A 14,903-nucleotide genomic window follows, 5' to 3' on the forward strand; every position below is an offset into this window, starting at 1 on the left:
GGGTCGCCCGTGACATCCCCCACCTGCTGCGAGGAGTGTATAAGGTGCGCGTCCTCCGGATCTCCCACAGCGGGTCGGTGGATGCGTGGCGAGAGCGTGACCGCGTCGTGCGCCGCCACGGCCACGACGTCACCTCGGTGGTCGCCGACGTCTGGGACGAAGGGGGCCGCCCCGTCGCGCTGGACCCCCGGCCGGGCGAGGACGTCATCGGGGTGCGCACCCTGGGGCGCCACCCGGCGCTCTTCCTCTACGACCCACGGCCGCTGTGGCGACTGCTGGGGCAGCGCTGGGACGTCCTGGACCTGCACGAGGAGCCCTTCGCCCTGGCCACCGCCGAGGTCCTCGCGCTGCGGGCCCTGCGCCGCTCGAGCGCCCCCTACTGCCTCTACTCCGCGCAGAACATCGACAAGCGCTACCCGCCCCCCTTCCGCTGGCTGGAGCGGTGGTCCCTGCAGCACGCGACAGCGGTGAGCGTGTGCAACAGCGAGGCCGGGGAGATCGTCACCCGCAAGGGCCTCACGGGCCGGGCCGTGCTCGTCGGGCTGGGCGTGGACCCCGAGGAGTTCTCCCCCGGAGCGCAGCGCCCCCCTTCGCCCGACGGCACCGTGCGGGTCGGCTACGTCGGCCGCCTCGCCCCGCACAAGGGCGTCGACGTGCTCCTCGAGGCCGTCGCGTCCGACCCCCGGCTGCGCCTGGTCGTCGCGGGCGCCGGCCCGCAGGAGGCCCGGCTGCGCGAGCGGTCCGGCCGGCCGGACCTCGCGGGGCGGGTCGACCTCGTCGGCGCGGTGGCCAAGGCCGACCTGCCCGACCTCTACCGCGGGCTCGACGTCCTCGCGGTGCCCTCGCTCACGACCCCCGGGTGGGTGGAGCAGTTCGGCCGGGTGGCCGTCGAGGCGATGGCCTGCGGCACGCCCGTCGTCGCGAGCGACAGCGGCGCCCTGCCGGACGTCGTCCGTGGCGCCGGCCTGCTCGTGCCCCCGGGCGACGTGACGGCCCTGGCCGAGGCGCTGGGACGTGCTGGCACCGACCCGCGGCTGTCGGCCACAATGCGACGCGAGGGGATCGCGCGGGCGCGCGAGTTCGGCTGGGATCGCATCGGGGGGACCTACGTGGAGCTGTACCAGGGCATGGTCGCCTCCGGCGCGAGCTCACCCCAGTCCCCGCCCGAGGTCGTCGTCGTCGCCTACCACCACCCGCAGCTGCTCCGGCAGAGCCTGGCGCCACTCACCCACCTGCCGATCACGGTCGTCGACAACTCCTCCGACCCCGAGGTGCGGGCCGTCTGCGACGAGCTCGGCGTGCGCTACCTCGACCCGGGGCACAACGGCGGCTTCGCCGCCGGGGTCAACCACGCACTGGCCGACCGCCTGGCACCCGAGGCCGACGTCCTCCTGCTCAACCCCGACGCGGTCGTCGACGGCGACGGGGTGCGTCGGCTGCACGAGAGGCTGCGCGCCGAGCCGGACCTGGCCAGCGTCGGGCCGCGGCAGGTCGACGGGCAGGGCGGCACCGCACGGGTCGCCTGGCCCTTCCCGAGCCCGTGGGGCGCCGTCGCCGAGGCGGTCGGCCTCGGCGGGCTGCGGCGTGCCGAGGACTTCGTCATCGGGTCGGTCCTGCTGCTGCGGCGGGAGGCCCTCGCGCAGGTCGGCGGCCTCGACGAGTCCTTCTTCCTCTACGCCGAGGAGACCGACTGGGCTCGGCGCGCGTCCCGGCTCGGCTGGCGCCACGCGGTGGTGCCGGAGGTGACCGCGCTGCACCTCGGCGCGGCGACGAGCTCGGACTCCACGCTGCGGGAGACGTACTTCCACGCCTCGCAGGAGCGCTACCACCGCAAGCACTTCGGCGCGGCCGGGTGGCAGGCGACACGGGCCGCGGTGGTCGTCGGGTCGGCGGCCCGGGCCGTCCTGCTGCGTGGTGCGCGGTCGGCGTCCGCCCGGGACCGCGTGCGGCGGTACGTGCGTGGCCCCCTTCGGCTCGAGGCCCGGGTCCGCCCCGCGCCCCACCACGCGGACCGCCGATGAGGGCGGTCATCGACGAGCGCGGCCCCACGGTGCTGGTCCTGGCGGCAGCCGCCGCCCTCGCTCTCGCGGTGGGATGGCTGGCGCCGCAGCACCCGCCCCTGGCCCTGGCGGCTGCTGCCGCCGTGCTCGTCATCGGGCTGAGCGCCCTGCAGCGCGCGGCGGTTCCCCTCGCCGTGCTGCCGCTGCTCCTCGTCGCCCAGCGTGCCGGCTACGGCGGCACCGACCTGTCGGTCTCCGACCTGGCCCTGACCGTGGCGGTCCTGTCCGCGGTGCTCTTCGCGCGACGCCCGCTGAGCGCCCCGATGCGCAGCCTCGTCGGGCTCGTCGTCGTCTACCAGGTGAGCACCCTCTTCACCGTGGTCGCCAACCCCTACGCGGCCAACGTCCTCGAGTGGGGCCACTCCGCCGTGCTCGTCGGCGGGGGCCTGCTCGCCGGCTGGGCGATCGGCCGCGAGGGCCTGGGCCGCGCCGGCCTGCTCCTGCTGCTGGCCGCCGGGCTCGTGCTGGCGACCTGGGTCGTCGTCGCCGGCGCGGTGCAGTACCTCGACGGCAACTTCGAGCCGGTCTACCTGCCCTACCGCATGCACAAGAACTTCCTCGGCACCGTCCTGGGCACGGTCGCGGTGATCGCCTACGTCCGCCCCCGGTGGCTGCGGCTGGGTCCCGTGCCGGCGACCGTCATCTTCTGGTGGCTCGCCGCTGCCATCGCCATCACCCAGTCACGTCAGGCGATCGTCGCCCTCGCGGTGGTCCTCACCGTGCTCGTGCTGCGCACCCGCACCGATCGCCGACGGTCCCGGCTGATCCTCCTGCTCATCGTGCCCTCGGTCCTCGTCGTGCTCACCCTCGTGCGGGACCAGATCGCCAGCGGCAACCAGCACAACTCCTTCTTCTCCCGGGTGTCGTGGTTCCAGGAGGCTCTCGACATCTGGTCGACGCAGCCCGTCGTCGGGGTCGGGATGCGGTGGTGGTACACCGACCGCTTCCCCGGTGGCATCCAGCCGCCCAACGCCCTCCTGGAGGTCATCACCGCCTCGGGTCTCGTCGGCCTCGGCGGGTTCCTCGCCCTGATGGTCGGCTCGGTGCTCGTCCTGTGGAGGGTGCCGCCGGAGTACGGCATGGTCGCGGTGCTCGTCGTCCTCGGGCGCTTCGTCCAGGGCCAGCTCGACGCCTTCTGGGTCGCCGCCCAGACCTCCATCCCCTTCGTCATCGCCGGCATCTGCCTCGGGATGCACGCCTGGCACGAGGAGGAGCAGCGTGCCCGGGCCCGGCTCGAGGCGAGCGCGCCCCGCCGGGCCGCCGACACGGACGTCGAGGTCGGCAGCCGATGAGGATCACGCACGTGGTGTGCACGGACAACTTCGCCGGCGTCGAGCGCCACGTCGCCCTGCTGGCCGCCGCCCAGCACGACCTCGGGCACGAGGTGACCGTCCTCGGGGGCCGACAGGAGCGCATGCGGGCCGCGATCGACCGCCCCGGGGTCAGCACCGTCCCGGCAGCAGACCGCCCGACCGCGGCACGACACCTGCTCGGACGCGCAGGACGAGATGCCGACCTCGTCGCCACCCACATGACCGATGCCGACATCGTCGCGCTGACGAGTCCGACGCTGCTGCGCACACCGGTCGTCAGCACCCGGCACTTCGCCGCTCGTCGCGGGGCGACGCCCGCGCACCGGTCCGTCGCCGAGCGGCTGCAGCCGCGCCTGGCCGCCGAGATCGCGGTGAGCGAGTACATCGCCGGCTCGATCGACGTCGACGCGTCGGTCGTCCTCCCCGGGGTCCCCGACCGCCCCGACCTCCCGCCCCCTTCGCACCGGGACCGCACGGTCCTCGTGGTCCAGCGGCTGGAGCCGGAGAAGTCGACGGAGGTCGCCGTGGCCGCCTTTGCCGCCTCCGGTCTCGCCGACCGGGGCTGGCGACTGCGCGTGGCCGGCGACGGCTCGCAGCGCCCCGCGCTCGAGCGGCAGGCGCAGACCCTCGGCGTCGGTCCGGCGACCGACTTCCTCGGCCACCGACGTGACGTCGAGGAGCTCATGGCCACCTCCGCGGTGCTGCTCGCGCCCTGCGCGATCGAGGGCATCGGGCTGTCGGTCATCGAGGCCATGGCATCCGGTCTGCCCGTGGTGGCCGCGGCCGCCGGTGGGCACCTGGAGAGTGCCGGTGGCGTCGAGCACGCCGCCCTCTTCCCCGCCGGTGACCACGAGGCTGCCGGACGACTTCTCGCCGAGCTGGCGGCCGACACGGCGGGCCTCGACCGCTACGGTCAGGCACTGCGTGATCGGCAGCGCGGCGCCCTGACGATCACCAAGCAGGCGAGGGCGACCGACGCCGTCTACCACCACGCGCTCGCCGCGGCGTCACCCGCGCCCGCGCACCGGGGCCCGGGCGAGCGCGACCTCGTCGTCATCTCCCTGGAGCCGTGGGACCGGGTCTGGCGACGCAACCAGCACCTCGTCCACGGGCTGCTCACCTCCGACCCCGGGCTGCGGGTGCTCTTCGTCGAGCCGGGCCGCGACCCACTGCACGCCGCGCGGCTGGGACGCCTGCCGCGTCGCGGTCGTGGGCTGCGCCGCGGCCCCCACCTGCCGGGGGTGCACCACGACGCGCTGTGGCTCCTCGAGCCGACGAAGCTGCTGCCGCGACGTCTCGACCCGGACCAGGACGAGCGGTGGGCGGACCTCGTCCGCCGGGCCACCGAGCGCGTCGGCCTGACCGACCCGACCCTGTGGGTCAACGACCCACGGGGCGCCCTGGTCATGCGTGCCACCGGGTGGCCCACGCTCTACGACATCACCGACGACTGGCTGCTCGCCGACCGCGACCCGGCGACGCTCCAGCGGCTGTCCACGCAGGAGGACGCCCTCCTGTCCGCGGCCCGCGAGGTCGTCGTGTGCTCCCCGGCGCTCGTCGAGTCCAAGTCGGCACGGCGACCGGTCACCCTGCTGCACAACGCCGTCGACATCGCCGCGGCCACCCGACCGACAGCGCGACCCGGCGACCTGCCCGAGGGACCGGTCGCGGTGTACGTCGGCACGCTGCACTCCGACCGGCTCGACATCGACCTGTGCGTCTCCACCGCCCGCGCCCTCGCCGGGACCGCGACCCTCGTCCTCGTCGGCCCCGACGCCCTCGCCGACGGCGAGCGCGACCGGCTCGCGGCGGCGGGAGTGCTCCTGCTGGGGGCCAAGAGCCACCGGTCGGTCCCGGCCTACCTCCAGCACGCCGACGTCCTGGTCGTGCCGCACGTCGTCGACGACTTCACCGACAGCCTCGACCCGATCAAGCTCTACGAGTACCGGGCCGTCGGCCGGCCGGTCGTCAGCACACCCGTGGCCGGGTTCCGCGAGGCACAGGACGAACGCCTGCGCGTCGCCGCCGCGGCGGACTTCGTCGAGGCGGTGCTGGCTGCGGTGCCTGCCACCGACCACTTCCCGACCGGCGCCGACGCCGAGGTCCCCACGTGGGCCGACCGCGTGGCCGAGATGGACCTGGCCCTGGGTCGGGTCGCGCGCACCGACGTGCCACGCGTCGAGGTCCCTCTCGGCGTCCGCGCCCGCTTCGGCCACGCCGCGGTCCAGTGGCTCGCCGACGCCCACGACCTGGACCTGCTGCACATCAAGGGTGCGGCGCTCGACCCCGACCTGACACACCCCGACCGCCTGACGAGCGACGCGGACGTCCTGGTCCGGCCCGAGCACCTCGACCGCCTGCTGGAGGCCTGTGCCCGGGCCGGCTACCGGTCCGAGGGGCGCTTCGAGACCAGCTCCCCCTTTGAGCACTCCCGCACCCTGTGGCACGGGCAGTGGGGGCACCTGGACGTGCACCGTCACTACCCCGGGATCGGCCTGCCACCGGCGCAGGCCTTCGAGCGGATGTGGGCCGCGCGCGGCACCCAGAGCATCGCCGGGGTGACCTGCCCGGTGCCCTCGCTCCCGGCCCAGGCAGCGATCCTCGTCATGCACGCGGCGCGCAGCCCCGCGGACGGGCCGACGTCCGCCGACGTCGACCACGTCTGGCACCGGGCGAGCCCGGACCAGCGCTCACTGGTGCGCGCGTGGGTCACGGACATGGGGGCCGAGGTGGCCTTCACCGCCGGCACCGGAGACCTCGGCTCCCTCCCGCCCTCCCCCGAGCGCGACCTGTGGCAGGCGGTGGCCTCGGAGGGGCGGGTGCGCGAGTGGCGAGCCCGCATCGCCGTCGCGCCGGACCTGCGCAGCCGGGGCGTCCTCCTCCTGCGCGCCCTGCTCGTCAACACCGACCACCTCGCCCACGAGCTCGGGCACCGCCCCTCCAGCCTCGATGTGGTGCGGGCCTTCGTCGACCGCTCCCGTCGCGGCATCGCGGAGATCGTCCGAGCAGGTGGTCGCTGATGACCCGGCAGACCCACTGGACCGTGCCTCGCGGCGTGGGGTGGACCGAGGCAGCCGATGACCGGGGCCGGACAATCGTCTACGTGGCGCCCCTGCCGAACGGCCCGGTCTCGGTCCTGCCCGACCAGTCGGCCGTCATCTGGCTCGCCGCTGTCGAGGGCGGCGGCGACGTCGTCGACGTCGTGGCCGATGTTCTCGGGCACGACGCAGACGAAGTCCGCGCGGACGTCGAGGCCTTCGTCGCGGAGCTCGTGGAGCGCGGGCTGCTGCACCGGGCCTGACGCCCTCAGGGGCGGAAGCGCCGGACCCCTCCGGGGTACTCGTGGACGATCTCGCCGATCGCGGCACACACGTCGGCGGGGATCGCGGCGATGATCGCCTCCTCGCTGCCCTCGGTGTCGACCTTGACCAGGTCGATGCGCCCCTCTGCGGCCAGAACCGCGCGCAGGGCGTCGGCGACGCCCTCGCAGACGACCTCGACGGCCACCTTGCCGTCGGCACCCGGCTGGAAGTCGGCCAGGCCGCTGTAGCGCCCCATCGGGTCGACGAGGAAGGTGGCCGGCCCCGCCTCGGGAGCGAGCGCCGCCTCGTGGACCACGCACCGGTCGCCGAAGGGGGCGACGTTGACCCGGAGGCTGTCGAGGTTGTGCGGCACCGGCTCCCACACGTGGACCCGGGTGTGCGGCGACCGGCTGAGGAACCACACCGCGCTCACCCCGATGTTGCCCCCGATGTCGACGACGACGCGCGGCGCCCCGGTGCCGTAGTCGTGCCGGTGGAAGACCTCGTTGACGGTGCGCACGTCGTGGGGGTGCGGCACGAGGAGCTCGACGGGACCCGTCGGGGTCCGCAGGCGCGCCCGCCACGGGTAGCGGCCACTGCCCCGGACATAGCGCGAGAGCGAGTCCACGGGTCGGTGGCTCGTCAGGAGGGTGGACCAGACCGCGCGGTAGTTGCGGGGCCGAAGGGGGGCGCTCCAGCGGCGACGCACGTCGGGCACTAGTAAGCGCCGTCCTTGGTGACGACCGCGTGGAAGGTCCTCCAGAGGATGACGAGGTCCTGGGCGACCGACCAGTTTTCGACGTAGTAGAGGTCGAAGCGCACCGACTGCTCCCAGGTGAGGTCGCTGCGGCCGTTGATCTGCCACAGCCCCGTCATGCCGGGTTTGACGAGAAGACGACGATGGACGTCGTGCTCGTACTGCTCCACCTCTGCCGGCAGGGGCGGACGGGGACCGACCAGGCTCATCCGGCCCGCGAGGACGTTGAAGAGCTGGGGCAACTCGTCGATCGAGTACCGGCGGATGAAGCGGCCGATCGGGGTGACACGAGGGTCGTCCCTGATCTTGAAGAGCACCCCGCGGTCGACGCCGTCCGACGCCTGCTCCCGCAGTGCGTCGAGACGGGCCTCGGCGTCGACGGCCATCGACCGGAACTTCGTCATGCGGAAGATCTCACCGTCGAGACCGACCCGCTCCTGCCGGAAGAAGACCGGACCTCCGTCGGAGAGCTTGACCAGGACGGCGACGACGACCAGCACCGGCGAGAAGAGCAGCGTGAGGACGAGCGCCCCGATCCAGTCGAGGGTGGCCTTGACGGCCAGTCGGGGCCCCGAGAAGGCCGGGGCCTCGACGTGCAGGAGGGGCAGCCCCGCCACCGGGCGGGTGAGCACCCGTGGGCCGGCGACCTCCGTGAGGCCGGGCGACACGACGAGCTCGATGCCGCTGCCCTCGAGCGCCCACCCGAGACGGCGCAGGCCGCCCGGGCCGAGGGCATGCGTGTCGGCGCAGGCGACCACGTCGACCCCGAGCTCGATCGCCACGCGCGCCCCCTCGCGCTCGGTGCCCAGCACAGGCATGTCGGCGAGGCCATCGGGGGCCGCCGCCGTGCACACCCCGATGACGCGGTATCCGGCCTCGGGCACGGTCGCGAACGTGTCGACGAGGTGGCGCACCGTGCTCGGGTCACCGACGACGAGGACGTCATGGTTGAGGTCACCCGCCGACCGGCGGTGACCCAGCCAGGTGCGCCAGACCCGACGAGCGGCCCACAGGCCGATGATCCCTGCGGGGAGCGCGAGCAGGATGTACCCGCGTGCCACCTGCACCTGGAGCGCGAAGGCAGCCATGGCCACGACGGCGAAGATCCGCAGCGTGGCCGTCGCGATGAGCCGGTACTCCACGGTCCCGTGCCCGAGGATGTGCATGTCGTATGCGCCGTGGAAGCGCAGAGCCAGCCACCACGCGAGAACGAGGAGGATGCTGAACCACGTGTAGCTGATGGTGGCATCGCCACTCGTCGCCGCGACGTCGGTCCGGCCGTCGATGCCGAATCGGACGACCTGCGCACCGAAGGCGGCCCAGATGATGACGAGGAAGTCGGTCAGGGCGAGCAGTCCCTGGAGCGGCCGGAGCGCCGCCCGGCCCGCGCCGACGTCGGGAGCCAGACGTGGCAGGCCGACCACGGTCAAGCTCGCGGGCTGGTCAGGGACGGGGCAACCGGCCCGTCGGCCAGCAGCATGGCTTCGGCCATCCGCCCCCGAGTCGCACCTCCCTCGACAGGACGGCGGCGCAACTCCTCGAGCCGGGCCGACGCGTCAGCACCACCGCCAGAAGCTGTCTTGCGGCCACGGAGACGCAGGAACGACATGCCTGCGCCATAGGCCACGACCGGGACGGATGCCCACCCCACGAGCAGCAGAGTCTCCATGTGCACGATCTCGCCTCCCCAGCGAAGGGTCGAGTGGCGGTCTGTCCGCCCCGAACTCGTGGACCTCCCCGGCCACGATCTCGAGGAGAGACTTTACCGTTCACTTGCTATCCTTGCCATACCTTGACCAAAATTTTGTGTGGTCTCCGTCGCCCGCCGAAGATCGTCCGCGACGGCTCGCTCGTCGCACGACCCCCGGGTGGCAGCACCGCAGCCGAGGTTGAGATGCTGCGGGCACCAGCAGCGACGTCGGCGGAGGCCGTGACCATGAAGGTGATCGTCCAGATCCCCTGCCTCAACGAGGAGGCCACCCTTCCCCTGGTCTTCGCCACGATCCCGACGCAGATCCCCGGCGTCGATGTCGTCGAGACCCTCGTCATCGACGACGGCTCGAGCGACCGGACCGCGGAGATCGCCCGCGAGCTCGGCGTCACCCACGTCATCCGGCACAGCCGCCCGCTGGGCCTGGCCCGCTCCTTCCGCGACGGCGCCGACTTCGCGCTGCGTCACGGCGCCGACATCCTCGTCAACACCGACGGCGACAACCAGTACCCCCAGGAGCGCATCGGCGACCTCGTCGAGCCGATCATCGCCGGCCGCGCCGACATCGTCGTCGCCGACCGGCAGACCGCCACGATCGCCCACTTCTCCCCCTTCAAGCGGCGCATGCAGTCCTTCGGGTCGGCCGTGGTCAACCGGGCCGCGAGCACCGACCTGCCCGACGCGGCCAGCGGCTTCCGCGCCTACTCCGCCGCCTCGCTCATGCGGCTGAACATCGTCACAGAGTTCTCCTACTGCATGGAGACGATCATCCAGGCCGGCCACAAGCGGCTGGCCATCGAGTCCGTCCCGGTCGTCACCAACGACAAGACCCGCGAGTCCCGGCTCTTCACGAGCATCTGGCAACACATGGCCAAGTCCGCCTCGGCGATCGTGCGCTCCTTCATCATGTTCAAGCCGCACGCCTTTTTCGGCATCGTCGGCAGCGTCCTGCTCGTGCTGGGGCTCATCCCCTTCGTCCGCTTCCTCGTCCTTGCCGCGATGGGCGACTCGGCCGGCCACATCCAATCGCTGATCTTCGGTACGACCCTGCTCGTCGGGGCCCTGTTCAGCTTCGCGCTGCTCATCATCGCCGACCTGCAACGCACCAACCGCGTGCTCCTCGAGGAGACGATCGAGCAGCTGCGCCTCATCCGCTTCGGCCCACCACGCATCCCCCCGGTCCACGACGACGACCGGGGGTGACCTCCCTTCGTCGGACCGCGGATCGCGACCGGCCCGACCCGTGGGAGGATCTGGGGAGACCCACCCCACACCCCACGGAGGGACACACATGACCGCGAAGATCGTCTGGACCAAGATCGACGAGGCACCGGCACTGGCCACCTACTCGCTGCTCCCGATCGTCCAGGGCTTCACCTCGGGCTCCGGTGTGGAGCTGGAGACGAGCGACATCTCGCTCGCCGGCCGCATCCTCGCCCAGTTCCCCGACCGGCTGACCGACGAGCAGCGCGTCGCCGACAACCTCGCCGGGCTCGGCCAGCTGGCCACGACGCCCGAGGCCAACATCATCAAGCTGCCCAACATCTCGGCCTCCGTGCCGCAGCTCAAGGCAGCGATCGCCGAGCTGCAGGGTCAGGGCTACGACCTGCCGGACTACCCCGACAACCCGAGCACCGACGAGGAGCAGCAGGTCGCCGCGGCCTACGCCAACGTGCTCGGCTCCGCGGTCAACCCCGTCCTGCGTGAGGGCAACTCCGACCGCCGCGCCCCGCTCGCGGTCAAGAACTTCACGAAGAAGCACCCGCACAAGCTCGGCCCGTGGACCGCCAACAACAAGGCCCGCGTCGCCTCGATGAGCGAGGGCGACTTCTACGGCAACGAGAAGTCCATCGTCTCCCCCGCCGACGACACCCTGAAGATCACGCTGACGGCCCAGGACGGCACCGAGACCGTCCTCAAGGACTCCGTCCCGGTGACGAAGGGGGAGATCGTCGACGCGACCTTCATGTCGGCCAGGGCGCTGCGCGCCTTCTACGACGCCCAGATCGAGGCCGCCCGCGCCGAGGGCCTGTTGCTGTCGCTGCACCTCAAGGCGACGATGATGAAGGTCTCCGACCCCATCCTCTTCGGCCACGGCGTCGCCGCGTGGCTCGGTGACCTCGTCGACAAGCACGCCGCGTCCTTCCTCATGGCCGACGTCGACCTGCGCTACGGCCTGGCCTCGCTCTACACCCAGCTCGACAAGCTGCCGGCCGAGACCCGCGACGCGATCCGCGCCGACATCGACGCCCTCGCCGAGCGCCGCCCCGCGCTCGCGATGGTCGACTCCGACAAGGGCATCACCAACCTCCACGTCCCCAGCGACGTCATCATCGACGCCTCGATGCCGGTCGTCATCCGCGACTCCGGTCAGATGTGGGACGCCGAGGGTGGCCAGCAGGAGACCCTCGCGATGATCCCCGACCGCTCCTACGGCCCCATGTACGCCGCGGTCATCGAGGAGCACAAGCGCAACGGCGCCCTCGACCCATCGACCATCGGCAGCGTGCCCAATGTCGGCCTCATGGCCCAGAAGGCCGAGGAGTACGGCTCGCACCCGACGACCTTCGAGATCCCGACCGCGGGCACCGTCACGGTCACCACCTCGGCCGGCGAGGTCGTCCTCGAGCACGCCGTCGAGGAGGGCGACATCTGGCGGATGAGCCGGGTCAAGGACATCCCCGTCCAGGACTGGGTCAAGCTGGCCGTCACCCGCGCCCGCGCGACCGGCGCCCCGGCCGTCTTCTTCCTCGACGAGGCCCGCGCCCACGACGCCCAGATCATCGCCAAGGTCAAGGAGTACCTGCCGCAGCACGACACCGAGGGCCTCGAGATCAAGATCCTCCCGCCCGTCGATGCGGTGACCTTCTGCCTCGAGCAGATCCGCGCCGGCAAGGACGCCATCTCGGTCACGGGCAACGTCCTGCGCGACTACCTCACCGACCTCTTCCCGATCCTCGAGCTCGGGACGAGCGCCAAGATGCTCTCGATCGTCCCGCTCCTGGCGGGCGGCGGTCTCTTCGAGACCGGTGCCGGCGGCTCCGCGCCCAAGCACGTGCAGCAGTTCGTCAAGGAAAACTACCTTCGCTGGGACTCCCTGGGTGAGTTCTCCGCGCTGGGCGCCTCCCTCGAGCACCTCGCCACGCACTTCGACAACCCCAAGGCGCAGGTCCTCGCGGACACCCTCGACACGGCGATCGCCACCTTCCTCGAGGAAAACAAGAGCCCGGCTCGCAAGCTCGGCTCGATCGACAACCGCGGCAGCCACTTCTACCTCGCCCTCTACTGGGCGCAGGCGCTGGCGGCCCAGGACACCGACGCCGAGCTCAAGGAGCGCTTCACCCGCGTGGCCGCCGAGCTCGGCGACAACGAGGCGAAGATCAACGACGAGCTCATCGGCGCGCAGGGCTCGCCGGTCGACCTCGGTGGCTACTACAAGCCCGACGCCGCCAAGGCGTCGGCGGCGATGCGCCCGAGCGCGACGCTCAACGCGATCATCGACGGCATGTGAGGCCCGACCTCCACAGGTGAGGTCTGAGCACCAAGGGTCGCCCTCGTGCATCTGCTGGTTGATCCAGCCAGGTGATGCACGGGGGCGACTGCTTTGTGCTCAGGCGATGGGCTGCGCCGTGCCGCCGATCTCACGCCAGCCCTCGACGGCGGCCAGCAGGTCGGCCACCTGCTCCTGCGACTGCCTGACGACCGCCCGCACCGACCGCGCCAGAGCCGTCCGGGTGGTCTCGCGCGCCCCGAACGAGCCCATGAGCACCTCCACGGCCTCACCGCCGGCGACCCGGCGGGCGTCGACGACGTGGTCGCGCACGCCGCAGGTGTCGAAGACGCCGACGGTCTTGCCGCTGTACGCGTAGGCCGCGACGGGCGTGGCCGTCGACAGGGCGGCGATGGTGGCGTGCATCCGGCTTCCGACGAACCAGTCGACCTGCGAGATGCACCACTTGAGCTCGGACGGGCCGAGCTCCGGCGGCACCACCCTCGTCCGGGCTCGCTCGGCCGGCGCCAGCCGGTCCCGGACCTGCCGGATGGCCACGATGTCGCTCTCCCCGCACCCTCCCGGGGAGTAAACGTGGGGCACGAAGACGACCAGCGACCCGGCCTCCAGCAACCTGCGGACGAGGTCCGTCACCGTCGCGAGGTAGTCACCTGCCAGGGCGAATGTCTCCCGGGCGTCGCTGCCGAGGAGCAGGCCGCTGACATTGACCCCGACGACCGGTCCCGCGGTCCACTCGAGCACCTGGGCGGCGACGTCCTCCGCGGGCCGTCGGGGCCGCAGGGCGAAGGCCACGTCGACCCCCTGCCGCAGCCGGGTGTGGTCGGCATCCGCACCCGCGAGGTCCACGAGGACCTCGTGGCTGTGCGGGTCCCGCGCGAAGGCCAACGACGCGGAGCGGACGATGCGCTCCGCGTCCCTGCGACCGCGTGTCGTGGCGAACGGGCCGTACGTCTGGGGCAGCAGGACCAGTGGGCGACCGGCCCTGATCGCCGCATGCTTCGGCGCCGAGACGGCAGCCAGGCGAGCCGGGCCGTAGAGGTCGGTGAAGCTGTCACCGCCGCTCAGGTCGAGGAGGGCGTCAGCGGTGGCGATCCGGGCGGCCACCGGGTTGCGCGACGACCCAAGGGCCTGGGCCAGCCGGATCCGGGCCCAGCTCTCGGGGCGGTGCACCCGTCGCGACCAGCGCACTCCCGCAAGGGACGCGTTCAGCCCGAGGTCGGGCGCCCGGCGCACCCCCCAGCCGTCGTCCAGGACGGTCAGGGCGGCGTCCGCGCGATGGCCACCGATCGAGTCGACGACCGATCGGGCGAGCGCCTCCACGCCGCGGTTGCCGGTCCCGAGGGAGGCGCCAGCGAGCACGAGACGCAGTGCGCCCAGGGCGCGGGCACCCCCTTCGTGGGACGTCACCAGCGCACCGGTCGCCCCGTGAGGGCGGTGAGGCGACGCCGGATCGTCCGCCGCTTCGCCCGCCACCCCGTGTAGGCCCGGGGGTCGAGGGACGCCGACTGCAGCAGGTAGGCGCTCTGCCGCAGCTGGTCCGTCCAGGCGTCGACGGTCGTCACGCCGTTGGCCTTGGCGGACAACGGCATCCGCCCCTGAAGGTCCGCGTCGGTGTGGATCAAGGTGTGCGGCGACCGGGGGTCGTCCATGTGGTCCTCGGGGACGAAGGGGTGGTAGAAGCCGTTCACCGCGCCGTCACGTGCCGCACGGATGCAGTAGTGGGTGAAGGACTCGTCGGGGCCCAGCAGTCCGCCGCGTTCGACCATCGAACGCGCCATGAGGTACCCGCTGCCCTGCACCCACAGGTTGCGCATCAGCTGGTGCCCTCCGGCATAGGTCTGGATCTTGCGCTCCGCCGCCCTCGGTCGCATGTCCTCCGGGGGGTGACGCCAGCTGCCGACCACCCCGAACTGCGGGTTGGCCTCGTGGGCGGCGGCGAAGGTCTCCAGCCAGCCGGGCGTGACGAGGCAGTCGTCGTCGACCTTGGAGAGGAAGCGACCATCGGACTCGCTCCAGAGCCACGAGGTCGGCTCGCGCAGGCGGACGTTCTCCCGGCTGTGGTGGAAGCGGTGCACCCGCGCGTCGTGCGTGTAGGGACGCAACGCCTCCAGGGTGGCCTCGTCATCTCCGTTGTGCCACAACCACACCCGGTCCGAATCACCCAGCGTGGACAGCAGCCGGGGCAGGCTCAGGTGCAGGTACCCGGCGCTGCGGTAGGTGATCATGAGGATGTCCGCGCGGGCGCTCAC

10 protein-coding genes are annotated in these 14,903 nt (G+C 72.4%); 6 read left to right on the top strand and 4 right to left on the bottom strand.

Translation table 11 applies throughout. The features are described 5' to 3' along the window. Nucleotides 1-44: 44 nt before the first annotated feature. From H7A72_RS11850 to H7A72_RS11865, 4 genes are read left to right on the top strand one after another with little or no spacing between them, the layout of a single operon-like run. Entirely contained in the window at nt 45-2,021 is a 1,977-nt protein-coding gene (locus H7A72_RS11850) for a glycosyltransferase (protein WP_223277625.1), read from the top strand. Continuing rightward, nucleotides 2,018-3,352 (top strand): O-antigen ligase, encoded by a 1,335-nt coding sequence (locus H7A72_RS11855; protein ID WP_185220651.1) that lies wholly within the window; start codon nt 2,018-2,020, stop codon nt 3,350-3,352. The genes H7A72_RS11850 and H7A72_RS11855 overlap by 4 nt, the downstream gene beginning before the upstream one ends. Next, a complete protein-coding gene (locus tag H7A72_RS11860) occupies nt 3,349-6,393 on the top strand; it encodes a glycosyltransferase (protein WP_185220652.1) in 3,045 nt (1,014 codons plus the stop codon). The genes H7A72_RS11855 and H7A72_RS11860 overlap by 4 nt, the downstream gene beginning before the upstream one ends. Next, nucleotides 6,393-6,674, top strand: coding sequence for a PqqD family peptide modification chaperone (locus H7A72_RS11865; RefSeq protein WP_185220653.1), 282 nt, complete (start codon nt 6,393-6,395; stop codon nt 6,672-6,674). Before H7A72_RS11860 ends, H7A72_RS11865 begins: the two co-directional genes overlap by 1 nt. Before the next feature lie 5 nt (nt 6,675-6,679). On the opposite strand, the gene H7A72_RS11870 is transcribed toward H7A72_RS11865, so the two are convergent. Then, complete coding sequence (locus H7A72_RS11870) at nt 6,680-7,393, bottom strand: FkbM family methyltransferase (protein WP_185220654.1); 714 nt, start codon at nt 7,391-7,393, stop codon at nt 6,680-6,682. Further along, nucleotides 7,393-8,856, bottom strand: coding sequence for a sugar transferase (locus H7A72_RS11875; protein ID WP_223277915.1), 1,464 nt, complete (start codon nt 8,854-8,856; stop codon nt 7,393-7,395). The genes H7A72_RS11870 and H7A72_RS11875 overlap by 1 nt, the downstream gene beginning before the upstream one ends. Before the next feature lie 512 nt (nt 8,857-9,368). Between H7A72_RS11875 and H7A72_RS11880 the strand changes: the two genes are divergently transcribed. Both H7A72_RS11880 and H7A72_RS11885 read left to right on the top strand, forming a co-directional pair. Beyond that, nucleotides 9,369-10,346, top strand: coding sequence for a glycosyltransferase family 2 protein (locus tag H7A72_RS11880; protein WP_185220655.1), 978 nt, complete (start codon nt 9,369-9,371; stop codon nt 10,344-10,346). An 88-nt stretch (nt 10,347-10,434) separates the two neighbouring features. Continuing rightward, entirely contained in the window at nt 10,435-12,654 is a 2,220-nt protein-coding gene (locus H7A72_RS11885; protein WP_185220656.1) for an NADP-dependent isocitrate dehydrogenase, read from the top strand. A 99-nt stretch (nt 12,655-12,753) separates the two neighbouring features. On the opposite strand, the gene H7A72_RS11890 is transcribed toward H7A72_RS11885, so the two are convergent. Both H7A72_RS11890 and H7A72_RS11895 read right to left on the bottom strand, forming a co-directional pair. Further along, on the bottom strand, nt 12,754-14,061 hold the full coding sequence (locus H7A72_RS11890) for a polysaccharide pyruvyl transferase family protein (RefSeq protein ID WP_185220657.1): 1,308 nt from the start codon (nt 14,059-14,061) through the stop codon (nt 12,754-12,756). Next, the gene (locus tag H7A72_RS11895) at nt 14,058-14,903 is read right to left on the bottom strand and encodes a glycosyltransferase (RefSeq protein WP_223277626.1); all 846 of its coding nucleotides are present in this window, start codon (nt 14,901-14,903) and stop codon (nt 14,058-14,060) included. The genes H7A72_RS11890 and H7A72_RS11895 overlap by 4 nt, the downstream gene beginning before the upstream one ends.

This window comes from Janibacter sp. YB324 (genome assembly GCF_014217915.1).
Lineage (GTDB): Bacteria > Actinomycetota > Actinomycetes > Actinomycetales > Dermatophilaceae > Janibacter > Janibacter indicus.